This is a genomic window from Neptunomonas sp., assembly GCF_016744175.1.
Lineage (GTDB): Bacteria > Pseudomonadota > Gammaproteobacteria > Pseudomonadales > Balneatricaceae > Neptunomonas.
In genome coordinates this window covers 1-21,872 of the sequence record NZ_JADGEV010000059.1, presented here as the reverse complement: position 1 = coordinate 21,872, position 21,872 = coordinate 1, and the positions used below count along the sequence as shown (strand labels likewise).

28 protein-coding genes and 1 pseudogene are annotated in these 21,872 nt (G+C 43.8%); 7 read left to right on the top strand and 22 right to left on the bottom strand.

The window, feature by feature from the left end:
• The 3 genes and pseudogenes from QZZ55_RS18240 to QZZ55_RS18230 form a co-directional block, all read right to left on the bottom strand.
• Positions 1-320, bottom strand: a pseudogene (locus QZZ55_RS18240) (alanine--glyoxylate aminotransferase family protein); the annotation flags it as partial.
• A gap of 142 nt (positions 321-462) precedes the next feature.
• Positions 463-1,212 carry a 5'-methylthioadenosine/S-adenosylhomocysteine nucleosidase gene (gene mtnN, locus QZZ55_RS18235; RefSeq protein ID WP_293268851.1) on the bottom strand — a complete coding sequence of 250 codons (750 nt, stop codon included), beginning with the start codon at positions 1,210-1,212 and terminating at the stop codon, positions 463-465.
• Positions 1,213-1,368: 156 nt separating this feature from the next.
• Positions 1,369-2,190: a pseudouridine synthase gene (locus tag QZZ55_RS18230; protein WP_293268850.1), complete on the bottom strand. Its 822-nt coding sequence runs from the start codon at positions 2,188-2,190 to the stop codon at positions 1,369-1,371.
• A 147-nt stretch (positions 2,191-2,337) separates the two neighbouring features.
• Here QZZ55_RS18230 and QZZ55_RS18225 point away from each other — a divergent pair, with 147 nt between their 5' ends.
• From QZZ55_RS18225 to QZZ55_RS18200, 6 genes are all read left to right on the top strand, one after another.
• A complete protein-coding gene (locus tag QZZ55_RS18225; RefSeq protein ID WP_293268849.1) occupies positions 2,338-3,018 on the top strand; it encodes a Bax inhibitor-1/YccA family protein in 681 nt (226 codons plus the stop codon).
• 75 nt (positions 3,019-3,093) lie between these two features.
• The gene (gene tusD / locus QZZ55_RS18220) at positions 3,094-3,486 is read left to right on the top strand and encodes a sulfurtransferase complex subunit TusD (protein WP_293268848.1); all 393 of its coding nucleotides are present in this window, start codon (positions 3,094-3,096) and stop codon (positions 3,484-3,486) included.
• Position 3,487: 1 nt separating this feature from the next.
• Positions 3,488-3,850 carry a sulfurtransferase complex subunit TusC gene (gene tusC, locus QZZ55_RS18215; protein WP_293268847.1) on the top strand — a complete coding sequence of 121 codons (363 nt, stop codon included), beginning with the start codon at positions 3,488-3,490 and terminating at the stop codon, positions 3,848-3,850.
• 2 nt (positions 3,851-3,852) lie between these two features.
• Positions 3,853-4,152: a sulfurtransferase complex subunit TusB gene (tusB, locus tag QZZ55_RS18210; protein ID WP_293268846.1), complete on the top strand. Its 300-nt coding sequence runs from the start codon at positions 3,853-3,855 to the stop codon at positions 4,150-4,152.
• Entirely contained in the window at positions 4,152-4,487 is a 336-nt protein-coding gene (locus QZZ55_RS18205) for a TusE/DsrC/DsvC family sulfur relay protein (protein ID WP_293268845.1), read from the top strand. The genes tusB and QZZ55_RS18205 overlap by 1 nt, the downstream gene beginning before the upstream one ends.
• A gap of 160 nt (positions 4,488-4,647) precedes the next feature.
• Complete coding sequence (locus QZZ55_RS18200) at positions 4,648-5,160, top strand: chemotaxis protein CheW (RefSeq protein WP_293268853.1); 513 nt, start codon at positions 4,648-4,650, stop codon at positions 5,158-5,160.
• Positions 5,161-5,249: 89 nt separating this feature from the next.
• Here the strand turns inward: QZZ55_RS18200 and QZZ55_RS18195 are convergent, their stop codons facing one another.
• The 15 genes from QZZ55_RS18195 to QZZ55_RS18125 form a co-directional block, all read right to left on the bottom strand.
• Positions 5,250-6,350 (bottom strand): malate dehydrogenase, encoded by a 1,101-nt coding sequence (locus QZZ55_RS18195; RefSeq protein ID WP_293268844.1) that lies wholly within the window; start codon positions 6,348-6,350, stop codon positions 5,250-5,252.
• 132 nt (positions 6,351-6,482) lie between these two features.
• On the bottom strand, positions 6,483-7,382 hold the full coding sequence (locus QZZ55_RS18190; protein WP_293268843.1) for a radical SAM protein: 900 nt from the start codon (positions 7,380-7,382) through the stop codon (positions 6,483-6,485).
• Positions 7,373-8,182, bottom strand: a complete 810-nt coding sequence (locus QZZ55_RS18185; protein ID WP_293268842.1) for a TatD family hydrolase — start codon at positions 8,180-8,182, stop codon at positions 7,373-7,375. The genes QZZ55_RS18190 and QZZ55_RS18185 overlap by 10 nt, the downstream gene beginning before the upstream one ends.
• 11 nt (positions 8,183-8,193) lie before the next feature.
• A complete protein-coding gene (locus QZZ55_RS18180; RefSeq protein ID WP_293268841.1) occupies positions 8,194-8,544 on the bottom strand; it encodes a PilZ domain-containing protein in 351 nt (116 codons plus the stop codon).
• Between the two features lie 21 nt (positions 8,545-8,565).
• Positions 8,566-9,585 carry a DNA polymerase III subunit delta' gene (locus QZZ55_RS18175; RefSeq protein WP_293268840.1) on the bottom strand — a complete coding sequence of 340 codons (1,020 nt, stop codon included), beginning with the start codon at positions 9,583-9,585 and terminating at the stop codon, positions 8,566-8,568.
• The gene (tmk, locus tag QZZ55_RS18170) at positions 9,585-10,214 is read right to left on the bottom strand and encodes a dTMP kinase (RefSeq protein ID WP_293268839.1); all 630 of its coding nucleotides are present in this window, start codon (positions 10,212-10,214) and stop codon (positions 9,585-9,587) included. Before tmk ends, QZZ55_RS18175 begins: the two co-directional genes overlap by 1 nt.
• 8 nt (positions 10,215-10,222) lie before the next feature.
• Positions 10,223-11,260, bottom strand: coding sequence for an endolytic transglycosylase MltG (gene mltG, locus QZZ55_RS18165; RefSeq protein WP_293268838.1), 1,038 nt, complete (start codon positions 11,258-11,260; stop codon positions 10,223-10,225).
• Positions 11,257-12,087, bottom strand: a complete 831-nt coding sequence (gene pabC / locus QZZ55_RS18160; protein WP_293268837.1) for an aminodeoxychorismate lyase — start codon at positions 12,085-12,087, stop codon at positions 11,257-11,259. Before pabC ends, mltG begins: the two co-directional genes overlap by 4 nt.
• 2 nt (positions 12,088-12,089) lie before the next feature.
• Complete coding sequence (gene fabF, locus QZZ55_RS18155; RefSeq protein WP_293268836.1) at positions 12,090-13,328, bottom strand: beta-ketoacyl-ACP synthase II; 1,239 nt, start codon at positions 13,326-13,328, stop codon at positions 12,090-12,092.
• Between the two features lie 97 nt (positions 13,329-13,425).
• Entirely contained in the window at positions 13,426-13,659 is a 234-nt protein-coding gene (gene acpP, locus QZZ55_RS18150; protein ID WP_028470078.1) for an acyl carrier protein, read from the bottom strand.
• A 166-nt stretch (positions 13,660-13,825) separates the two neighbouring features.
• Complete coding sequence (gene fabG / locus QZZ55_RS18145) at positions 13,826-14,569, bottom strand: 3-oxoacyl-ACP reductase FabG (RefSeq protein ID WP_293268835.1); 744 nt, start codon at positions 14,567-14,569, stop codon at positions 13,826-13,828.
• Positions 14,570-14,587: 18 nt separating this feature from the next.
• Complete coding sequence (fabD, locus tag QZZ55_RS18140) at positions 14,588-15,520, bottom strand: ACP S-malonyltransferase (protein ID WP_293268834.1); 933 nt, start codon at positions 15,518-15,520, stop codon at positions 14,588-14,590.
• A 95-nt stretch (positions 15,521-15,615) separates the two neighbouring features.
• Positions 15,616-16,650, bottom strand: a complete 1,035-nt coding sequence (plsX, locus tag QZZ55_RS18135; RefSeq protein ID WP_293268833.1) for a phosphate acyltransferase PlsX — start codon at positions 16,648-16,650, stop codon at positions 15,616-15,618.
• A gap of 5 nt (positions 16,651-16,655) precedes the next feature.
• A complete protein-coding gene (gene rpmF, locus QZZ55_RS18130) occupies positions 16,656-16,835 on the bottom strand; it encodes a 50S ribosomal protein L32 (protein WP_028470082.1) in 180 nt (59 codons plus the stop codon).
• Between the two features lie 18 nt (positions 16,836-16,853).
• Entirely contained in the window at positions 16,854-17,375 is a 522-nt protein-coding gene (locus QZZ55_RS18125; RefSeq protein WP_293268832.1) for a YceD family protein, read from the bottom strand.
• A 121-nt stretch (positions 17,376-17,496) separates the two neighbouring features.
• On the opposite strand from QZZ55_RS18125, the gene QZZ55_RS18120 reads away from it, so the two are divergent.
• The gene (locus QZZ55_RS18120; RefSeq protein ID WP_293268831.1) at positions 17,497-18,075 is read left to right on the top strand and encodes a nucleoside triphosphate pyrophosphatase; all 579 of its coding nucleotides are present in this window, start codon (positions 17,497-17,499) and stop codon (positions 18,073-18,075) included.
• Between the two features lie 71 nt (positions 18,076-18,146).
• On the opposite strand, the gene QZZ55_RS18115 is transcribed toward QZZ55_RS18120, so the two are convergent.
• From QZZ55_RS18115 to QZZ55_RS18100, 4 genes are all read right to left on the bottom strand, one after another.
• Positions 18,147-19,058, bottom strand: a complete 912-nt coding sequence (locus QZZ55_RS18115; RefSeq protein WP_293268852.1) for a S49 family peptidase — start codon at positions 19,056-19,058, stop codon at positions 18,147-18,149.
• A 107-nt stretch (positions 19,059-19,165) separates the two neighbouring features.
• Positions 19,166-19,828, bottom strand: coding sequence for an HAD-IIIA family hydrolase (locus tag QZZ55_RS18110; protein ID WP_293268830.1), 663 nt, complete (start codon positions 19,826-19,828; stop codon positions 19,166-19,168).
• Positions 19,829-20,120: 292 nt separating this feature from the next.
• Positions 20,121-20,864, bottom strand: coding sequence for an SDR family oxidoreductase (locus tag QZZ55_RS18105; RefSeq protein WP_293268829.1), 744 nt, complete (start codon positions 20,862-20,864; stop codon positions 20,121-20,123).
• Positions 20,865-20,879: 15 nt separating this feature from the next.
• A complete protein-coding gene (locus QZZ55_RS18100) occupies positions 20,880-21,665 on the bottom strand; it encodes an enoyl-CoA hydratase-related protein (RefSeq protein ID WP_293268828.1) in 786 nt (261 codons plus the stop codon).
• Between the last annotated feature and the right edge of the window lie 207 nt (positions 21,666-21,872).

The following is a 21,872-nucleotide window of genomic DNA, read 5'->3' as shown; positions in this document are numbered from 1 at the left end:
CCAAAACGTTCCACATTTTCTTTCATGCGGCCGCCAAATACGCCATTCTGGCATACAATAACTTTTTCTCCAGGCTCCACCAAGTTGACAAAGCACGCTTCCATTCCTGCAGAACCCGGAGCAGAAACTGGCATAGTGAGTTCATTTTCAGTCTTAAATGCTGCTTTTAGCATTACTTTTAGTTCATCCATCATCTGCACAAAAGCAGGGTCCAGATGACCAATCGTTGGGCGAGCCATCGCCTCTAAAACACGAGGGCTAACATCTGAAGGTCCAGGCCCCATTAAAATTCTTTGTGGTGGATGAAACGACTTAATCATAGGTACTCTCTTTTAAGTAAACGTCTTGGAAAACGTGTCTGTAAAATTTAGCTCAATTAATACAACAAACTGCTTCAATAAAAAAATCTAATCGCTCAAAGGTGGCCTTTACAAAGACCACATTATAAAACCAGCCTTAACGTTAAAGCTTAGCCAGAGCGCGAACGATTTCAACGACCATTTCGGCAGAATGTATCGCCGCGGTATCAAGAAACTGATCAAAAGACAGGTGCGATTCTTTACCGGCTATATCTGATAGCGCTCGAATCACAATAAAAGGCGTTGCAAACTGGTGGCAGGTTTGGGCAATAGCGGCCGCTTCCATCTCGACGGCTTTCATTGTTGGAAACAACGCTCGTGTGTGTTCTACACGCACTGGGTCATTCATGAAGCTATCGCCTGTAGCAATAAGCCCATGGACGGTTCGCATACCTTGTAAGCGCTCGATTGATTGCTCTGCCATTCGCGCTAATGTTACGTCTGGTTCAAATGCTGCGGGCAAGCCCGGGACTTGACCAGGCTCATAACCAAAGATAGTGACATCAACATCATGATGGCGGACTTCAGACGAGATCACGATATCGCCAACGTTTAATTCAGGGTCAAAGCCACCAGCAGACCCTGTATTGATAATACAATCAGGTTTAAATTCATGTAATAACAATGCCGTACTCACTGCAGCATTCACCTTGCCAATACCCGACTTCAGTAAAACAACGTCTAAACCCGCCAATGAGCCTGTATAAAAATCATAACCTGCGATCAAATGCTGCTCACGATTTTCTAAACGATCTCGAAGAATATCTACTTCTTGATCCATCGCTCCAATGATACCGACTTTAATTTTTTTGTTGTTTTTAATAATGTCACTCAGTGACCGCTGCTTAATCATGGAACCTAACTGTCCTTTAATAAAAATGGGGTGACTTTCTTCTAAAAACACAGCCTACAGGATACGCAATTTAGTGGCTTGTACAAACTGAATATGTCTATAAAAAGCATTAACTGCAATCCGACTAAGGTGGTTGCTTGTGCAATATGAATTTAACTAATCTTCACTGGCACAAGCTGCATCTAATTCATCCATTTCACCGGCTAATGCTTCAAGCGTTTCCAAAGAGTGCTTAGTTACTTGTTCTGGATACAGGCCTTGCCAACCTAATCGATCAAACAAGTTTGCAACTTTGCGTGTGACCGGTGCCTTAATCGTCAACATTTCACCGCTACCTGGGTGCTCAAAGGTTAACTCTGTTGCCATTAATAACATGCGCCGTGTCTCAAAATGCTCTCTAAAGAGACGATTATGTCGTCCTTCGCCATAATTCGTATCGCCTATGAGTGGGTGTAAAATATGCTTCATATGGCGTCGAATCTGGTGCTTGCGCCCCGTCTGAGGTTTAACTTCTACTAAGGAGTAACGAGCACAAGGGTATTTTCCAACCGCGATGGGTAGTTCGACTGTTCCTAAACGACGATACGCCGACACCGCTTCTTTTGCGGGTTTATCTGGATCAGCAAATGGATCCGCCATTTTGTCGTAAATAGGTTTCAGTGCGTAATCGATCACGCCTTCCTCAGGTGTATATCCCCGAGTAACACACAAATATGTTTTTTTAACCTTTCGCTCAGCAAAGAGGCTATTCATTTTTTGCGCCATCAACTTATTCTTAGCAAATACGATCACCCCAGAGGTTGCACGATCTAAACGATGGATCGTATGAACAGGCGCCCCTCTAAAATAGGTTTTGAGAGAGTAGACAAGGTTTGGTGTATTTTTAGGTGCTATCCAGCTTGGATGAACCAATAAGCCAGTAGGTTTATGAACAGCAATGAGGTCGTCATCCTGATAAAGGATATCCAGATAAGGCATAAGGGTATTAATCATTCCAGGCGATAAATCAGATGAATCGGCATTTTACTTGGAATCTTTATCGCAGAATAGGGTCATAACACTTGAAATGACCAGAGAAGTAGCCATTATAGCTATTAGTTAACAATATAAACTTCCGGGGAAAACATGAGTAACGCACATTCGATTAGCAAACATTCAGAACAATCTGTTCTGCAAACTAACAAGGTTATTCGCAATACCTACATGCTACTGGCCATGACGTTAGTCTTCAGTGCAATTACTGCCGGTATTTCCATGGCGATTAACCCTCCTTTTATTATGTATTTGGGAAGTGTTATTGCTAGCTTTGGTTTACTGTTTGTTTTGCATAAAAAACAAAACACTGCAGCCGCGTTACCACTTGTTTTTGGATTTACTGGTTTACTAGGGTTTGGTTTAGGCCCCATTCTTAATCAGTATCTTGGACTGCCTAACGGCGGCGAAATCATCATGACAGCAATGGGCATGACAGCACTTACATTTGTTGGCTTGTCTGCTTATGTACTAACCAGCCGCAAAGACTTCAGCTTCATGGGTGGCTTCCTATCTGCAGGCATGATGGTCGCTATCATTGCTATGGTTGCTATGTTCATTCTGCCAATGTTTGGCGTGAATGTTGGTGGTTTCCAACTAGCCCTATCTGCATTGGTTGTTCTGTTGATGGCTGGCTTTATTTTGTATGACACCAGCAACATCGTTAACGGCACCTATACAAACTACATCATGGCAACCACAAGCCTGTATCTGAATATCTATAACCTATTTATTCACCTACTAATGCTAACTGGCTTTTTAAGCGACGACTAATACTCACATTGCTACATCACACGCCTTGTTTTCTTTGTTAAGATAACAAGGCGTTTTTCTTTGTACGGATTCCTCATGCTTTTTTCTATCCTTATTTATGGTTCTGCTCATAATAGCCAGTCAGCACATACGGCTTACCGTTTTGCAGACAACGTGCTCAACGCAGGACATCAGATACATCGCGTCTTCTTTTATGGCGACAGCGTACACACAGCATCGGTACTAAGCGCCCCACCACGCGATGAGCAAAACATACACCAGCTCTGGAAAGAGTTAGCACACGCCCATAAACTTGACCTTGTCGTTTGTATTGCTGCGGCACTAAAGCGCGGCGTTATGGATGAAGCCGAAGCCAAGCGCCATGAAAAGGCTTCTTTTAACAGCCAAGCCCCTTATGAGTTATCAGGCTTAGGGCAACTCAGCGAAGCGGCTATCATTTCTGACCGCCTAGTTACTTTTGGAGCCTAGCATGCAACAAAAGAAAATTTTACTCATCCTTTCGCGCGCTCCCTATGGTGATGCTCATGCCAAAGAAGCATTGGATGTAGCGCTAACAGCCGCCGCTTTTGGTTTGCCTGTTTCTTTGCTATTAACGCAGGATGCGCCTTCCCTACTACTCAGTTCCCAGCAGCCTCAACAGATTCAGCAAAAAAACTTGGCCAGTATTTGTTCCGCCTTACCTATGTACGATATTGAAAACATCTACATTGAAGCTCTCGCAGCGCAAACACAGCAAGTCACACTTGACCAGCTAGTCCTGCCGGCAGAGTTTGTAAACGAGACAGATGTCGCCGTGATGATTCGCAACCATGATGTTGTATTGAGGTTTTAAGCATGACGACACTACATACTATCAATAAACCCCCTTCTGACAGTACTCTCTGGCATTCGTGTACAACTGCACTACTTCCCGGTGATGCGTTACTTATCATTGAGGGAGGCGTCTATGCTGCTACACATACAGTGATAGCTGAGCAACTAAATAATTTGGATGATATAACCATTCACTTCCTCTGTGCGGATATGGAAGCTCGCGGCCTCCATCTAAGCGACAATAGCAAAGCCTGTGTTGTTGATGATCAACAGTTTGTTTCATTAGCATGCCAACACGCCAAAGTAGTAAGTTGGTTCTGATGCGACATATCGCAATTGAGGGCACCACAATCGCGGTTGATGATGAAGGCTACCTGCTTAACCTAGATGAATGGTCTGAAGCCGTTGCTGTATGCCTTGCAGAAGAAGAAGAGATTCTTTTAAGCGAGGCACATTGGGAGATTATTCATGTGATTCGTGATTTTTATCTACAATATGAACTATCACCTGCCATGCGCCCGCTGGTTAAGGCCGTAGGGCTTGCATTAGGCCCACAGAAAGGAAAGAGCATACACCTAATGAAACTCTTCCCCGAAAGCCCTGCAAAACAAGCCGCCAAGTTAGCAGGCCTGCCCAAACCAACCAATTGTTTATAAAAGTCTGCCTAAAAGTACACTTATTATAAATCTGCGCTATGCTAGAACCTATATGCAATTTATGTTTAAGCAATTGTCTTTACGTTAAGTACTCATTATAAGTGGACAGATCAACATGAGCTTACAAGCTGAATCAGACCAACTAAAATCGATAGAAGGCATGCAGTCCAGCAAGGACAAAAAAGAGCGTGCTAAACGAGCTAATCAAGAAGAGATTATTTTTCACCAATGGGCCACCTTTAAAGTTAATAAAGAGCTATATGGCATTGATGTCATGAAGGTAAAAGAAGTCCTTCGGTATTCTGATATGACCCCGGTTCCAGGTGCTGAGCATTATATTCTAGGTATTATTAACTTGCGTGGTAATGTTGCAACTGTACTAGATACTCGTCGCCTCTTTAAAATGCCGATTGCCGAAATTGATGATAATACACGTATCATAATGGTGGATTATAACGAACAAGAAGTTGTAGGACTTGTCGTTGACAGTGTGGATGAAGTGATCAATATTCCTCAAGATGATATTGAACGAGCACCCAATATCGCAGGGGATGAATCAAGCAGACGCTTTGTACAAGGGGTTTGCTATTACAATGGCCTCTTAACCATCATGCTAGACATTAACAAAATGATGGTAAGTATCACCCCAGCCACTGAAGACGACACTCACTAGTTTCTTGCCCAAGTAGCCTAGCTAAAAAACGCGTTACACTAAAAAGCCTCTACTAATTAGTAGAGGCTTTTTGCTAGAACATGAGAAAATCACATCACACGGTTTGTTGTCATGAATTTGCTCTTTTGGTCTGGCCCTGTACCGTCAGCATACAAGGTAACACCTGAACGCAAGCAAATGGATAAATTAAGATGCGAAGCCTCTGTCTCTTTTGGTAACAGATGATCAATCACCGACCTTTCTTCCAAAAGCTCTTGCTCAGTGGTTGTCAGACGATTTCGGCTATATTCATTTATCTCTATACCTTGAACGATTTGATAACGCCCATAGTTGCAGCGCACAGGGTACGAGTAAAAAATACCTTTCGCTATACCATAGCTACCATCGCTAAGAATACCCATACTGACAATTTCACCTGGCTCGGTACCTAAAACCCAATCATACATCTGGTTCACAATAGCCTGTGCAGCTGAAGCAGCACTGGACAGCCCTCGTGCCTGAATGATTTCCCCTCCACGCTGCTGAATTTGCGGAATGAAGGCATCGTTGTACCAGTTAAAATCAATCTGGGATAACGCAGGCTCTCCCAAGATAGTGGCATGGTGAAGGTCTGGATACTGTGTAGGAGAGTGATTCCCCCAAATAATAATACCGTTAATATCCCTTGCTGTAGCACCCGAATGGCTGGCAAGAATTCCTTTAGCGCGGTTATGATCTAGACGTGTCAAACAAGTAAATTGTGAAGGGCTCAAATCTGGCGCATTACGGCTGGCAATCAATGCATTGGTGTTTGCTGGGTTACCCGTAACCAATACTTTGACATCGCGGTTAGCATAATCATTAAGGGCCTTGCCCTGACGAGCAAAGATTTCAGCATTAACCTCTAAAAGATCACTACGCTCCATACCAGGGCCACGAGGACGAGCACCCACTAATAATGCATAGTGAGCACTTTTAAAACCATCTTCAACGTTATCATGCAAAGTTATCGTGTGTAATAGCGGGTAGGCACAATCTTCTAACTCCATCGCAACACCACGCAAAGACTCCATTGCATGCGGTAACTCAATAAGCTGTAAAATAACTGGCTGATCTTTACCCATCATTTCGCCAGCGGCAATTTTAAATAAAAGACTATAGCTGATTGCGCCAGCGGCACCAGTAACGGCAATTCGAACGGGACGTCTCATATGAATATTCCTGCTGATGTGTGTTTATTTATAACAACGTGTGTTTTTATAATAATTAGTACTAAAGTTTATACCACACAGAAACAGCACAAAAAAGGAAGGGGCTTAGAAAAGTACCAAAGAAGTAAAAAACTAGAGACTTCTGTCGGAAGGATGTCGTAAAAAGACAAGTGACTCACCCGTAATAGCAGTATCTAACTGCCCTACCAAGCGTGCCTTATCACCCCCAAGAACGCCTTTCAAGACCAACACATTAGAGGCATGGTCACTTCTGAAGATAGTCTTTTGCAAGTCTAGTGCGCCGATAAGCTGACGCATCTCTTGAAATAGCTGAGTATCATTCATTTCATGATACTGCCCATTAAACGCTTCTTTATAGCGCTGATCACCATTAGAAAAGAACAGGACCAAGCTCGCTAAGTATTCCGGTTGCGTAGCATTCATTAACCGCGCTGTTTCGCGCGCATGCTGCTCACTATATAACTGACCGCCTAAACCATTGATCACCATGACCGAGCGCTTAATCCCAGCGGCTTGTAATTTTATTAATCCATCATAGGTAGATTGGTAGGTTTCACCTTTGTCTATTAGCGTAAGCAGTTCATCATCACCGGTTTCAACACCTATATAAAGCATCGATAGGCCGAGTGATTTTAATTCTGCTAACTCTTCAACAGTCTTTTTCTTCACATTACTGGGCAAGCAATAAGCAGTTATACGCGTCACCTTAGGAAGATGCGCTTTAATGGCTTCTAGAATACTTTTTAGGCGCCTAAAAGAAAGCGCCATAGCATCACCATCTGCTAAAAAGACCCGGCGTGTATCTGGTAATTGCTCACCACAACGTTGGATTTCAGCTAGGATTTCAACCTCAGACTTTGGCTTGAACTTCTTCTGGGGTTGCGTGTACATTTCACAGTATACGCAACGATTCCAGCTGCACCCATTGGTAACCTGCAGTATAAGAGCATGGGCTTCACTGGGCGGACGAAAAAGAGGCTCAATGTAACTGACTGGTGGCATCATCCACATGACTTAATCCCATCTAACTCGGCGGCTTTTGAGAATAATCGATAGAAGTTCTCAGAAGTTACTTCTGCTACTTTCTCCAAAGAAACACCTTTGATGTCTGCAATACACTGAGCCACTTCAACCACATATTTAGGCTCATTTTTCTTGCCTCGGTGAGGAATCGGGGCGAGGTATGGAGCATCGGTTTCTATCAGAATTTTTTCTAGCGGAGTGGCTCTAACAACTTCACGCAATTCATCTGCATTTTTAAAAGTAACAATACCGGAAAACGAAATTAAATAGTTCATCTCTATTGCTGCTTTAGCCATTTCAAGAGATTCTGTAAAACAGTGCAATACACCGCCGGCGTCTCCACCATGTTCCTTAATCAACGCTAATGTATCTTCACGCGCATCTCTCGTATGCACAATGACAGGCAGTTTTAATTGAGAAGCCGCATCCAAGTGATTAATAAAACTTTGTTGCTGGCATTCTTTCGTATCCGTCTGATAAAAATAATCCAGGCCAGTTTCACCTACAGCGACAACTTTTGAGTGCCGCTCGACTCTTTCGAGTAACTCAGCAACTGAAACAATCGGTTGTTCATTTTCAACATGCAGTGGGTGAACACCTAAAGACGCAAAGATCTTATCTTGATCTTTGATAAGCTGATACATTGCCTCAAACTGGGCAAGATCAATAGAGACACACAATAAGCGTGAGATGTCTCTATCAAAAGCGGCCGCCAACATAGCTGAGAAATCATTTTCATAAGGAGACAGGTCTAACTTGTCGAGGTGACAATGAGAATCAATAAACATAAGAGTACAAACTAAAGTGTATTAGTGGGACGACCAGAAGCTAGCGCACCAGCCAAATGTGTTTCAATTTTTTGAACCAAGGTTGTATCTTCAGGAGACAGCTGAATACCGATACCTGGCTTTCGACCTCCTTGCGGTGCTTTAGGAGTAACCCAAACGACTTTACCGGTCACTGGAATTTTATCAGGATCATCCATCAACGTGAGCAGCATGAAGACTTCTTCACCTAACTGATAAGATCTAGCCGTAGGAATAAAAATCCCACCATTGGCTACAAAAGGCATGTAAGCCTTATATAAATCTTCTTTGGTCTCTATGTTAAGAGACAATATGCCGTGGCTAATGCGCGGAACTACTGACATTGTGTCTTGAGAACTCCTTCCCTAGGCTCGCACGAGTGCAGACCAATCTATGAGTATACGTTCTAACAATAGCTGTTTATTTGGATTAAGTCTGCGCTGCAAACTGAACCTTTCCGATTGAACTAAATCAGCTAGAGTAAAGATTTTATCCTTTGTGCTGTTTTTAGCAACACCCTTTAACAACTTTTGCATATCCTTATTACGGATCAAGTCATCATTACCCATTAATAGTATACGTGTAATATCTGCAAGTAACCCCTGCAACCACCCTAATAACAAATCAAAGTCCGCTTTTAAAAACTGACCAGCAACTTCTAGTGGCGTCTTACGTTGTCTAAGTATATCTCTTAAAGCAGTTAAAAAATCTGCTCTTAGCGTTTGATGTCCTCGTTTCTTAAACTCTAAACCTGCTAAGGGAGCACCATGAACAACCTTTAATAGCTGCTCTGCTTCGTGCGGTTCAACAGACAGCTCTTTGACCAACCACTGTACGGCAACAGATTCAAGAGGAGTGTGGCAATCCAAACGCTGGCAACGACTTCTCACTGTTGGCATTACTTGGCCTAACTGATGCGTAATCAAAATAAGCAGAGTATCACGCCCTGGTTCTTCCAATGTTTTTAATAACGCATTTGCTGCTGAGATATTCATCCCTTCAGCAGGCTCTAATACAACAACGCGATAACCACCCTGCTGTGCAGTATTATGCATAAACTCAGTGAGCTGTCTTACCTGATCAACTTTAATTGGCTTACCGAGCTCTTCAGGTCTAAGAAAATACAAATCAGGATGCCCACTTGAGTTCAGCAGAACACAACTGCGACATGTACCGCAAGCAGAATCCGCAAGAGGTTGATGACACATCACATAACCTGCTATCGCTTCTGCTAAGCAGGCCTTGCCAATTCCAGGCATCCCGCTGAGTAATAATGCATGCGGCAAGTGATTATCATTGTGTAAACGCAACACTCTCTGCCATTGATCCTCAAACCACGGGTAAATAGCTGCATTAAGTGAATGATAACGGTTACTGATTTCCATTACATAACATCCAATTTTTCAGCCAGAACCGCAGCAATCTGCTGCTGAACATTATCCAAGGACTGAGCCGCATCAATCAGAGCAAAACGCTCAGGCTCAGCCCTTAAACGATGGTGATACCCTTGTCTAACTTTTTCAAAAAAGTCATGCTTTTCTTGCTCAAACCGATCCAAAGCCCCCCTTTTTTCTGCTCTTTCCATACCGATATCAACAGGCAAGTCTAATAAAAAAGTCAGGTCAGGCCGTAAATCTCCAAGAACATACTGTTCAAGTTGCTGTATACGGTTCCAACTGATTCCCCGCCCTGCTCCTTGGTATGCAAAGGTTGCATCAATAAAACGGTCACTAAGCACCCACTGCCCTCTCTGTAGAGAAGGAATAATCACTTGGTTTATATGCTGCGCTCTTGCAGCAAACACCAAAAGAATTTCTGCGTCATCGCTCACCACCTCTTCTCTGGGTTGAAGTAATAACTCACGAATCTCTTCAGCTAGCGGTGTTCCGCCCGGCTCTCGAGTTAGCCTCAAATCAATACCTTTATCTGATAAGTATTGACGAATAAACTCTACATTCGTACTTTTCCCGACACCTTCAGTGCCTTCGATAGTAATAAAGCAGCCTTCTTTCATAAGGTTCATCATTTCTCCGGCGTAGAACGATACTGTTTTTTACGCCTTAATTGGTATTTCCTTACCGCTTTGTTATGCGCTTTTAGGGATGGAGAGAACTGATGACTACCATCACCTTTAGCGACAAAGTACAGAGATTTCCCAACCTTTGGATTTAAGGCTGCTTGAATTGCTTCTCTTCCTACCATCGCTATCGGTGTAGGCGGTAAACCAGCAATGGTATAGGTATTATAAGGGGTAGGCTTACGTAAGTCTTTGCGTGTGATATTGCCTTTATATTTATCACCTATACCGTATATAACGGTTGGATCTGTCTGCAAACGCATGCCAATTTTTAATCGCTTAATAAATACACCTGCAATAAGAGGTCGCTCAGCGGCTACGGCTGTTTCTTTTTCAACAATAGAAGCCATTATTAATGCTTCGTAAGACGTTTTATAGGGTAGCTTTGTATTACGAGCCTCCCATAAACGCGCAAGCTCTTGCTGCTGTGCACGATAGCTACGCACCAGTAAATCTAAATCTGTTGAGTTTCTCTCTACCTGAAAAGTATCTGCTAAAAACAAACCTTCAGGGTGAGACTCCTTAGCACCAATTGCAGATAAGATCTCCGCGTCTGTTTTTCCAGCCAAGGTTTGCTTAATCAAGCCTTTGCGCAATACTAACTGTGCTCTCAGCTGCTTAAATGTTGTTCCCTCGATGACGGCAAAGCTATGCTGAAGTGATTTACCATCAACAAACTTTGAAAGTAATTCATTAGGTGTTAAATCCTTTTCGATTAAAAACTCACCCGCTTTTATTTTACCGCTGAGCTTATTCAGGCGCGCAAAGGCTTTAAAATATAGAGGTTTGTTGATAACTCCGACTTGCTCTAGATCACCAAGCAATCGGTTAAATGATGTCCCCTTAGGCACAATTAAAGAAGGAATGTCGCTTTTTAAGCCGATAGAAGCATTCATATAACGATGCATATCCTGCCACAACCACCCCATAGTCGCTGTACACAATAGCAGCACAACAAAAAATAGTATTAATACCCGTCTCAAACGTTATATTCCTTTTTCAAAAAAGCTTGTAGCCGTAATGTGGTAAGCCCTACTTCCCAACTTTTAGCGTCCAGTTGAACAACCGGCCAAATATCAATTAAGGAATTACAGATAAAAACTTCATCCGCATCCTTTAATGCCCTCTCAGAAAAGCGGCCTACCACAACGGGCCCAAGCTGGGTATTTGCGATATCTATGATAGTTTGACGTAACACGCCAGCCACGCCGCATCTATCAATGTCAGGCGTATAGAGCTGGTCTTGCTTAACCCAGAAAACATTACTCATGGTACCTTCAACGAGATAGCCTTCCATATCGCACATCAATCCTTCCGATATGCTGGTGTCATCCCACTCTTTTCGAGCCATTACTTGCTCCAAACGATTTAGATGTTTCATACCAGCCAGCAGTGGATTAATAGCCAACGGCGTTCCACACCATCGAAGCCTTACTCCATCAATGGATTTTATAGAAAAATCACTCACTTCAGATAATGCAGAAATTGTTGTGGGCTGAAGATCGTTGGCAGGGAAGTAACCACGCGGCCCTGAGCCCCGAGTAATCGTAAGTTTTAAAGCGGCTGTTTCATAAGGATTAAGAGATAAGAGCGCTTTTAGATCTGCCTTAAAGCGCTCTTCTAGACCATCAAAAGATATCCCTAATCGTAAACAACTAGCGAGCAACCGACTAATGTGAGCGTCCCATAAAAGAGGCTTATTATTGACTACTTTGATCGTTTCAAATAAACCATCGCCGTAACATAAACCCCTATCTGTAACCTCCAACTGATGGCCGGAGACACCATTAACCCTTATCAGCCTCTGCACTATCAGATTTTACGAAAAACTAAAGTGCCGTTTGTACCACCAAACCCAAACGAATTTGATACCGCGGCATCAATTACGCATGGTTGAGCATGGTGCGCTACGTAATTTAAGTCACACTCATCTGAAGGGTTATCCAAATTAATGGTTGGGGGCGCAACTTGATCCCTAATAGCCAAGATAGAGAAAATTGCCTCTACAGCGCCTGCCGCTCCCAACAAATGCCCCGTCATGGACTTTGTCGAACTCATTCTCACATCAGCTACAGAGTTACCAAATACTAATTTAGCAGCATTAGTTTCTGCTAAATCCCCAGCGGGTGTTGATGTTCCATGAGCATTAATATACTGCACTTCATCGGGGTTTAAACCTGCATCTTTAATAGCATTTGCCATTGAGTTTGCAGCACCCTCACCGGTAGAAGGCGGAGCCGTCATATGATGAGCGTCATCACTCATTCCTAAACCCGCTAACTCACAATAAATACGCGCGCCACGTGCTTTAGCATGCTCATACTCTTCGATCACAAGTACGCCTGCACCATCACCTAATACAAAACCATCCCGATCCCGATCCCAAGGACGGCTAGCTTTCTGCGGATCGTCATTACGAGTAGACAACGCTCGCGCTGCTGCAAAACCACCTAAACCAAGCTCGGTTGTCGCCATTTCAGCGCCACCGGCCAACATGACATCTGCATCACCATATTGGATCATGCGCATTGCAGAACCAATGTTATGAGTTCCTGTTGTACAGGCGGTTGTAATAGCAATATTAGGACCTTTCAATCCATACTTAATCGCTAAATTGCCCGAAATCATATTAATGATACTACCCGGAACAAAAAACGGTGATATGCGCCTCGGCCCACTTTTCTTCATGGTGTTATAGGTACTTTCAATAAGCGTCAAACCACCGATGCCCGACCCTACAGCACAACCTATACGTGTTGCATTGGCATCTGTTACTTCCAAACCAGAGTCTTTTATCGCTTGGGAAGCTGCAGCCATACCATATTGAATGAACAAATCCATTTTACGAGCATCTTTAGGATTCATATACCCAGCGACATCGAAATTTTTAATTGATGCCGAGAAGCGTGTTGAAAACAAAGAGGCATCAAAATGTTCAATAGTCGCCGCCCCACTTTTGCCTGTAAGAATACAGTCCCAAGTATCTTGGACAGTGTTACCTACCGGCGATAGCATACCCATTCCGGTAACCACCACTCTTCTACGAGACATAGCGCCACTCCAGTAAAATCTTATAGAAATAGAAAAGCCGCACTCTACGTATATAGATGCGGCTTTTCGGTCAAGCTTTGATCAAGATACGGATCGATTACTGATGAGCGCTTACGTAATCGATTGCCAACTGAACAGTAGTGATCTTTTCAGCTTCTTCATCTGGAATTTCAGTTTCAAACTCTTCTTCAAGAGCCATTACCAGCTCAACAGTGTCGAGAGAGTCAGCACCTAAATCTTCTACGAAAGAAGCTGCGTTGATTACTTCTTCTTCTTTAACACCCAGCTGTTCCGCGATGATTTTTTTAACGCGCTCTTCAATATTGCTCATAACTCTTCCTATCTTTTTATCAACCCTTCACACCGAAGGTATGAAATCGTGATTTTATTAGAACCCACCTATACATAGCAAGCAGGTAGTTTAAATTCGTTTCGGCTGACGGCCAATTATCAACAAATTGCCAAGAAAAACAATTCCTAAAAGCAAATACGCTGATTTAACTCATGTACATGCCGCCATTCACCTGGATTGACTCACCTGTAACGTACGCTCCTCCATCACTTGCAAGGAAACCTACTACAGATGCAATCTCTTCAGGCCGTCCCAGACGATTCATAGGAATCTGAGACTGCAAAGCCGCTTTCTGCTCTTCTGGTAGCCCGCTGGTCATATCCGTATCAATAAATCCGGGTGCAACACAGTTGACCGTAATATTACGCGAACCAATTTCACGTGCAAGCGCTCGTGTAAATCCTTCCATACCTGATTTTGCAGCAGCATAGTTAGCTTGACCTGCATTGCCCATTGAAGCAACGACAGAGCTGACGCTGATAATACGCCCCCAGCGTGCTTTTGTCATACCTCTAAGACAACCTTTCACCACACGATAGACAGATGTTAGGTTTGTATTTAATACAGAATCCCACTCATCCTCTTTCATGCGGAGCATGATATTATCACGAGTAATGCCGGCATTATTAACTAAAATCGCCACTGCACCAAATTCGTCCTGAATCGCCTTTATAACAGACTCTACCGATTCTGCTGACGACACATCCAAAGTGAGCCCTTTACCCGCTATACCGGCCTCAGAGAGGTAACCACTAATGGATCCCGCACCAGTATCACTCGTTGCCGTACCGACAACAATAGCACCTTGGCGGCCCAGCTCCATTGCGATAGCTTTACCTATACCGCGTGTCGCACCTGTAACAAGGGCAATTTTACCTTCAATACTCATCACAACTTTCCTTATTTGTTACAGTGCTAATGCGACATCCAATCCTGCTGGATCATTAATCGCTTTCACCACTAACGGCTTGTGAACTTTCTTATTTAATCCGGATAATACCTTGCCCGGCCCGCATTCAATAGTCGTATCGATACCTTGATCAACCATGGTTTGCACACTATTCGTCCATAAAACAGGGCTGTACAATTGAGCCAACAAGTTTGAAGCCAACTGCTCTACCGATTCAGGAAAAGAAGCATCTACATTTTGAATAACAGGAATATCGGGTAGTGAAATAGTAATATTCCCTAACGCTTCAGCCAATTTGTCAGCGGCAGGCCTCATCAGAGAGCAGTGGGAAGGTACACTTACAGGTAAAGGAATTGCTCGTTTAGCACCGGCCTCTTTACACGCAATGATAGCTCTTTCAACAGCGTCTTTCTCACCCGCTATAACGATTTGTCCGGGACAGTTATAATTAACTGGCGAAACAACCTGCCCTTGCTGTGCTTGCTCGCAACTTGCCAAAATAGCATCATCAGACAAACCAAGAATTGCCGCCATAGCACCGGTACCGGCGGGTACTGCTTGCTGCATATACTCACCGCGTAATTTCACTAAGTTCACTGCATCAGTAAAGGCTATAGCTCCAGCACAAACTAGCGCAGTATATTCCCCCAGACTATGTCCTGCCATAACCGCAGGCTTGGCACCGCCTTTTTCGAGCCATAACCGCCACAAAGCAACACCCGACACCAAGAGCGCTGGCTGGGTTCTATCTGTTTGATTAAGATCCGTATCTGGTCCATTCTGTACAAGGTTCCACAAATCGTAGCCTAATACAGAAGACGCTTCTGAATATGTGTTTTGAATGATTGGATTTTCAGCAGCTAACTCAGCCAACATACCGACTTGCTGGGAACCCTGCCCAGGAAAAACAAAAGCAAAAGACTGCGACATAAATGCCCTCAACTCACGATAATCTGATAAATAGCATAGTGATGTTATGCTAAAAAGATGTGTAGTTTACAATATTGCGACAGAATTAAAACGTCCTAATTTCTCTTCGATGGAAGGTAACCAGATAAGCGCTCTGCGATTTTCTCAGGCACGTTTTGCACCACCTCTGTAATAGCACGATCCAAAGCATACCCAAAACACTTCTGATCAGCACTACCATGGCTTTTCATTACAATTCCCTGCAACCCCAAAAGCGTTGCTCCATTTCGACGAGAAGGATCAATCTGCTCTTGAATTTCTTTTAATACCGGGCGCGCCAAGAAGGCCAAACAACGTCGATATAAATTACGAGAAAACCCCTGAAGAACTCTCTTTGAAATCAATCGTGCCAAACCTTCGCTACTTTTTAGTGAAACATTACCCACAAAGCCATCGCACACGACAATATCAGCTTTACCTGCAAATACATCATCACCTTCAACATAACCAATATAATTCAAGCCATCTTGCTCTCGAATTAGTTCATTCGCAAGACGCACCTGTTCATTACCTTTGATCAATTCCTCACCGACATTTAACAAGCCAACCTTGGGGTGAAGATTACCATCGACAGCTTCCACCATAACGCTACTCATCACGGCAAACTGCATCAAGTGCTCAGCACTACAATCTACATTTGCGCCCAAGTCCAGCATATAACAATGACCGGCAAGCGTAGGAACAGACGCAATGATTGCAGGCCTATCAATTCCGGGCTGCATTTTCAGAACTAGCCGACCAAACGCCATCAAAGCACCCGTATTACCCGCACTAATACAGGCACCTGCCTTGTTATCTGCCACCGCCTGAACAGCAAGCGACATAGATGAATCCTGCCGATGGCGTATTGCAGCCGAGGGCTTCTCATCCATAGAAACAGATATTCCAGACGGCCGTATCTGTAACCGAGACATTATCGATTCAGAAATACGCTGCCTAGCCAAAAGAGAATCTAATTGATCAACCTCGCCAAAAAGCAAGATATTAAGATAGGGATGGCGCTCTAGAGCAGAAAGTGATGCTGGGAGGGTCACGTGGGGACCGAAGTCCCCACCCATCGCATCAACCGAGAGAGTGACGCGATTCAACAACGAAATTATTCGCTGTCTTGATTTACAACCTGACGACCACGGTAGAAACCGTCAGCTGTCACTTGGTGACGACGGTGAGTTTCACCTGTCGTTGCGTCTACAGACAAAGTCGGACCAGTCAATGCGTCATGTGAACGGCGCATATCGCGACGTGAACGAGACTTTTTGTTTTTCTGTACTGCCATGGTGAATTAACTCCTAAATCATTTCTTATTGGCCTTCAACTGGGCCAACACTTTAAACGGGTTCGGTTTTTCATTTTCCGGCTTTTCAGCCATATCCGCATCACCGAATTGGGTCTGAATACTACAATCTGCATGGTATGGAACTAACGGCAGACTGAGAATCAACTCCTCTTCAATGACGTGCAATAGCTCGATCTCTTCGTCCTCAACGATCAATGGATCATAATAGCGAGGCAGCTGCTTTGCCTTCTCCTCATTGAACGCGATAGCCAGATTGAAATCAGCCTGGACATCGACTTGGACCGCTTCCAAGCAACGCTGACATGTCATGTGAACACGACCTTTAGCATCACCTGTTATAATACGAATTCTTCGTTCATCCAGCGAAAAAAGAAGATCTACATCGATAACATCACTATCTTCACATAGATAGGACCCTACTCGAGGCATCTCTTTTACACTAGCCTGACCGGTAATTCGGACTTCCCGCTCAGCAAGCTTTCGCGGATCAACTATTTTCGGTAAGTTACCGTACGACATAAGCGCGCAATTCTAGGGCCCAATGGCCCTCCTGTCAAAGGAAAATGAGGTTTCGTTCTTAAAAACGTTTACTATTTTACGCGTTTGCACATCAATAAATAAGCCTTTAAGGAAAAGAAACATGCAAGCTCTGGTTTTAGCCTCCAGCTCCCCCTACCGTCGTGCCCTTTTGAACAAGCTACAACTCCCTTACAGCTGCCATAGTCCAGACATTGATGAAAGCCACTACCCAGGCGAAAGCGCCATAGAGCTAGTCAAACGCCTCGCTGAAGAAAAAGCACACGCTGTCGCTGCTCTACATCCCGGCAAGGCTATTATAGGCTCCGACCAAGTCGCCGTACTTAATGGGAACATTCTCGGCAAGCCGGGAACAAAAGAAAACGCAACTACACAACTACAGCAGTCTTCAGGGCAATGCGTTACATTTTTAACTGGGTTATGTGTGCTTGATACCCTAAGCAACCATTCACAGACAGAAGTAGTCCCCTTTCATGTGCATTTTCGAAAGCTTACCTCAGAGATGATTGAACACTACATTGATAAAGAAAGCCCACTTGACTGCGCAGGAAGCTTTAAATCTGAAGGTTTAGGAATAGCATTATTTGAAAGGCTAGAAGGGGAAGATCCTAATACTCTTGTTGGCCTACCGCTTATTAGACTGATATCTCTACTGAAAAATATAAATATCAGCGTCTTATAACAACGGGTAGCCCACAATTTTACGAATAGCAAAATATAAAGGGCTACCAAAGGCAGCCCTTAATTGACACATCAACGTATTGAATATCCGCTTTCAATACCCAGCTGGGCCGCTATAGTTTTGCCGAAAGACACGCCAAATTTCTCAATCACCTGGTCTAACGGAGACATTTGAGAAGAGTAATCAATTAAGGTCTCTTGACCCACTATTTCACGAGCAACATAGCTTGTACTACCTAGACCATCAATCAAGCCCTTTGCTACAGCTTGCTCTCCCGTCCAAACCAAGCCTGTAAATAAATCGGGCTCATCTACCAACTTATCGCCACGACCTTTTTTCACCTGATCAATAAACTGCATGTGTGTGGTATTTAACACTGACTGCCAAAATACCTTGTCGCTATCTTTCAATGGACTAAACGGGTCAAGAAATCCTTTATTTTTTCCAGCTGTCATCGCTCGACGCTCAACGCCTACTTTTTCCATGAGGTCAACGAAGCCAAACCCTCCAGATACAACACCAATAGACCCCACTAAACTGGCTTTATCAGCATAGATTTCATCGGCCGCTGCCGCAATATAGTATGCTCCAGAAGCACCTATATCCATTATGACTGCATAAACAGGCTTATCAGGATTCAAAGCACGTAAACGCTTAATTTCATCATAAACATACCCAGACTGTACAGGGCTTCCACCAGGACTGTTTATACGCAAAATAATAGCCTTGGCTTTTTCTGCTTTAAAGGCATCACGTAAAGACCATACAATACTATCCGCATTTGCCGCTTCATCAGCGGATATAGGGCCAGCAATTTCTATCACTGCCACGTGTTCTTCAGATTTTCCTGGCGAACCTGTGCCTAGCGATACACTAGAAAAATAGATCCCCAAAACAGCAATCAAGTAAGCAAAGGTAAGTCCTTTAAAAAAGACTCCCCAACGTCTTGCTCGGCGCTGCTCAACAAACAAGCCATTGAGCATTTTTTCAATCAGCTTCCATTCCTTGCTATTACTTTTGCTCGCGGCTTTTTCTAACACGTGCCCTAAGCCCTCATCCTTTTTTTCATCCCAATGATTGTCGTTTTCGCTCACACCATCTCTCCTGATTTAAAGTCCAACCATGTTTCCAGTTCTGAAAAGGCATGCATTTCCAGAACTGGCTTATATTGTTTCAACCGATCTATATGATGCGCGCCATAACTCACAGCAATAGTATCCATGCCTGCATTCACGCCCATTTCAAGATCAAACTCTGTATCACCAATCATTACTGCGTCAGTAGCATCAAGCCCACTTCCTTTTAAGATTTCTTCCAACATATGGGGATGTGGTTTTGATGTAGTTTCATCTGCACAGCGAGTAATTTCAAACAACCACCCTAGGCCCGTATCCGCTAAAACACGATCTAACCCGTGCCTGCTCTTCCCAGTAGCTACCGCTAATCGATAACCCTTTTTATGGAGACTCTCAAGTGTTTTTTGCACACCCGGAAACAACGATGTAGGCGTATTATCACCTTCCATATAATGATAAACATAGCGCTCACGCATGGATACTAACAAATGATTATCAATCCCCGGATACAAAGCCTGAATAGCTTCTGGCAACCCTAAACCAATAATTTCTCTGGCCTCATGATCCTGCAAATGTCTGAGGTCTAAATCCCTTGCAGCAGACTGCATACTGGACACAATACGTGCAGTCGAATCTATTACCGTCCCGTCCCAGTCAAAAATAAGTAACGAATACACAATAGCCACCCTACGGTATCTGTAATAAATAAAATGCTTCTATTTTTAGGTGCACTATCAAAGCGCTTTACTAAAATCGCTGAAACTACGCCAGTATGACCAACATTAGCGGTACATGTTCAATTACTATGAATCATACCCTTGATAAGATTTTGACAATAGCACAAGGCCAGTTAAAGCGAAGGAATTAAAGCTAAAAAAAGTGATTTTAAAGAAGAAATAAAAAAGGCGTATGCCAAGCTTGTTCAAGCAAAACATACACCCATCGATAATGACAAACTATTTTGACCTATTAGCTTTCCTGGATAACAGGGCGAATATGCAGCTCACTCACATCGATATAGCCTGGCTGTGTTATTGCATAGAAAATAGCATTCGCTATATCTTCAGGCTTTAGTATTGCCGAATTACTTGCATACATATTAGCCTTGACTGCTTCACGAATTTTCTCATGCTGAATGCTATCAGGAAGCTCTGTATCAACCGCTCCCGGTTGAATGTCCGTGACCCGGACACCATAACGAATAGCCTCTTTTCGTAAAGTATCTGAAATAGCACGCACAGCATGCTTTGTTCCAGCATATACACCTGCACTTGGGTAGGTTTGACGTGCTGCAATAGAACTAATATTAACGATATGACCATCCTTACGTTCGGCCATGCCTGAGTAAACGGCATTTATAGCGTATAACACACCTTTAATATTAACATCTATCATCTGCTCCCATTCATCAAGACGCCCTGCTAATATTGGGCTAATTGGCATGGTACCCGCATTATTGATAAGAATATCAATCCCTCCTGCTGCCGCTAACCTTTCGCCAACAGAGGCCATCCCTGCACGATCAGACACATCCACCGGCTCGACACTTATCGTAACGCCTTGCAAGCGAAGCTCGTCAGCCAACAAAACCAAACGCGCTTCACGGCGAGCACTCAACACCAAAGAGGCACCCTCACTAGCCAAGCGTCTTGCAGTGGCCTCACCGATGCCAGAACTAGCACCCGTAATCCAAACCTTTTTGCCCTTCAGCATGAGGACCACCCTCTGTTAACGATGTTTGAAATTAGGCTTACGCTTTTCAGCAAAAGCAGTCATGCCTTCCTTACAATCTTCAAAGGCAAAGGAAGAAGCAAAATTTCGACGCTCGAATGCTAGCCCGTCACGCAGTGATGCATCAACTGCCATATTGACTGATTCTTTTATCATATAAACCACAGGGCGAGAATGAGAAGCAATTTTACGTGCTGTTTTAAAGGCCGTTTCAGATAACTCTTCTACAGGCACAACACGAGATACTAACCCACTGCGTTCCGCCTCTGCAGCATCCATCATACGACCACTAAGACACATTTCCATCGCTTTAGCTTTACCTATAGCCTTGGTCAAACGCTGAGTCCCACCGGCGCCTGGAATAGTGCCAATACTAACTTCCGGCTGACCAAATTTTGCAGTCTCACCCGCAATAATAAAGTCGCAGGCCATAACCATTTCACAACCACCACCCAACGCAAAACCGGCAACTGCCGCAATAATCGGTTTACGCGCCTCATCTATCACACGCCAACAATCACGTTGAATATAAGGAAAATTAGCCATGTAGAGTTGAGGGAATGTCAGACCCTTCATTTCATTAATATCTGCCCCCGCAGCAAACACCTTTTCGCCACCGGTAATGATAATGCAGCCAACATCGTCTGTTTTTTCCAATGCATCAACCGCTTCACCTAACTCTCTAGTTAAGGTTTGATTTAATGCATTCATCACCTTAGGGCGGTTTAGGGTAACGATCCCCACACCTTCTTTGATCTCTACTAATACAGTTTCGTAACTCATATTTATCATCCTTTACAACAACTAACCCAAAGGTATTACGCGTGACGTCGGCTCTGCACGACACGAAAACGGTTCGCTACGTACGCTAAATCCGACAAGCAAGCATTCGCTGCAGGGTTACACCCTGTCGCATGAAAATCACTGTACGCCGCACTTTGGTTGACGAACACACCACCGGTTAAGTTGCTGCTTAACGCAACGCCGCCA

Excerpts from the sequence above, each read along its gene's own strand:
- mtnN (WP_293268851.1), bottom strand. The coding sequence starts at position 1,212 with ATGATTAAGCAGCGGTCACTGAGTGACATTATTAAAAACAACAAAAAA.
- QZZ55_RS18230 (WP_293268850.1), bottom strand. The coding sequence starts at position 2,190 with ATGCCTTATCTGGATATCCTTTATCAGGATGACGACCTCATTGCTGTT.
- QZZ55_RS18225 (WP_293268849.1), top strand. The coding sequence starts at position 2,338 with ATGAGTAACGCACATTCGATTAGCAAACATTCAGAACAATCTGTTCTG.
- tusD (WP_293268848.1), top strand. The coding sequence starts at position 3,094 with ATGCTTTTTTCTATCCTTATTTATGGTTCTGCTCATAATAGCCAGTCA.
- tusC (WP_293268847.1), top strand. The coding sequence starts at position 3,488 with ATGCAACAAAAGAAAATTTTACTCATCCTTTCGCGCGCTCCCTATGGT.
- tusB (WP_293268846.1), top strand. The coding sequence starts at position 3,853 with ATGACGACACTACATACTATCAATAAACCCCCTTCTGACAGTACTCTC.
- QZZ55_RS18205 (WP_293268845.1), top strand. The coding sequence starts at position 4,152 with ATGCGACATATCGCAATTGAGGGCACCACAATCGCGGTTGATGATGAA.
- QZZ55_RS18200 (WP_293268853.1), top strand. The coding sequence starts at position 4,648 with ATGCAGTCCAGCAAGGACAAAAAAGAGCGTGCTAAACGAGCTAATCAA.
- QZZ55_RS18195 (WP_293268844.1), bottom strand. The coding sequence starts at position 6,350 with ATGAGACGTCCCGTTCGAATTGCCGTTACTGGTGCCGCTGGCGCAATC.
- QZZ55_RS18190 (WP_293268843.1), bottom strand. The coding sequence starts at position 7,382 with ATGTGGATGATGCCACCAGTCAGTTACATTGAGCCTCTTTTTCGTCCG.
- QZZ55_RS18185 (WP_293268842.1), bottom strand. The coding sequence starts at position 8,182 with ATGTTTATTGATTCTCATTGTCACCTCGACAAGTTAGACCTGTCTCCT.
- QZZ55_RS18180 (WP_293268841.1), bottom strand. The coding sequence starts at position 8,544 with ATGTCAGTAGTTCCGCGCATTAGCCACGGCATATTGTCTCTTAACATA.
- QZZ55_RS18175 (WP_293268840.1), bottom strand. The coding sequence starts at position 9,585 with ATGGAAATCAGTAACCGTTATCATTCACTTAATGCAGCTATTTACCCG.
- tmk (WP_293268839.1), bottom strand. The coding sequence starts at position 10,214 with ATGAAAGAAGGCTGCTTTATTACTATCGAAGGCACTGAAGGTGTCGGG.
- fabF (WP_293268836.1), bottom strand. The coding sequence starts at position 13,328 with ATGTCTCGTAGAAGAGTGGTGGTTACCGGAATGGGTATGCTATCGCCG.
- acpP (WP_028470078.1), bottom strand. The coding sequence starts at position 13,659 with ATGAGCAATATTGAAGAGCGCGTTAAAAAAATCATCGCGGAACAGCTG.
- fabG (WP_293268835.1), bottom strand. The coding sequence starts at position 14,569 with ATGAGTATTGAAGGTAAAATTGCCCTTGTTACAGGTGCGACACGCGGT.
- fabD (WP_293268834.1), bottom strand. The coding sequence starts at position 15,520 with ATGTCGCAGTCTTTTGCTTTTGTTTTTCCTGGGCAGGGTTCCCAGCAA.
- rpmF (WP_028470082.1), bottom strand. The coding sequence starts at position 16,835 with ATGGCAGTACAGAAAAACAAAAAGTCTCGTTCACGTCGCGATATGCGC.
- QZZ55_RS18125 (WP_293268832.1), bottom strand. The coding sequence starts at position 17,375 with ATGTCGTACGGTAACTTACCGAAAATAGTTGATCCGCGAAAGCTTGCT.
- QZZ55_RS18120 (WP_293268831.1), top strand. The coding sequence starts at position 17,497 with ATGCAAGCTCTGGTTTTAGCCTCCAGCTCCCCCTACCGTCGTGCCCTT.
- QZZ55_RS18115 (WP_293268852.1), bottom strand. The coding sequence starts at position 19,058 with ATGCTCAATGGCTTGTTTGTTGAGCAGCGCCGAGCAAGACGTTGGGGA.
- QZZ55_RS18105 (WP_293268829.1), bottom strand. The coding sequence starts at position 20,864 with ATGCTGAAGGGCAAAAAGGTTTGGATTACGGGTGCTAGTTCTGGCATC.
- QZZ55_RS18100 (WP_293268828.1), bottom strand. The coding sequence starts at position 21,665 with ATGAGTTACGAAACTGTATTAGTAGAGATCAAAGAAGGTGTGGGGATC.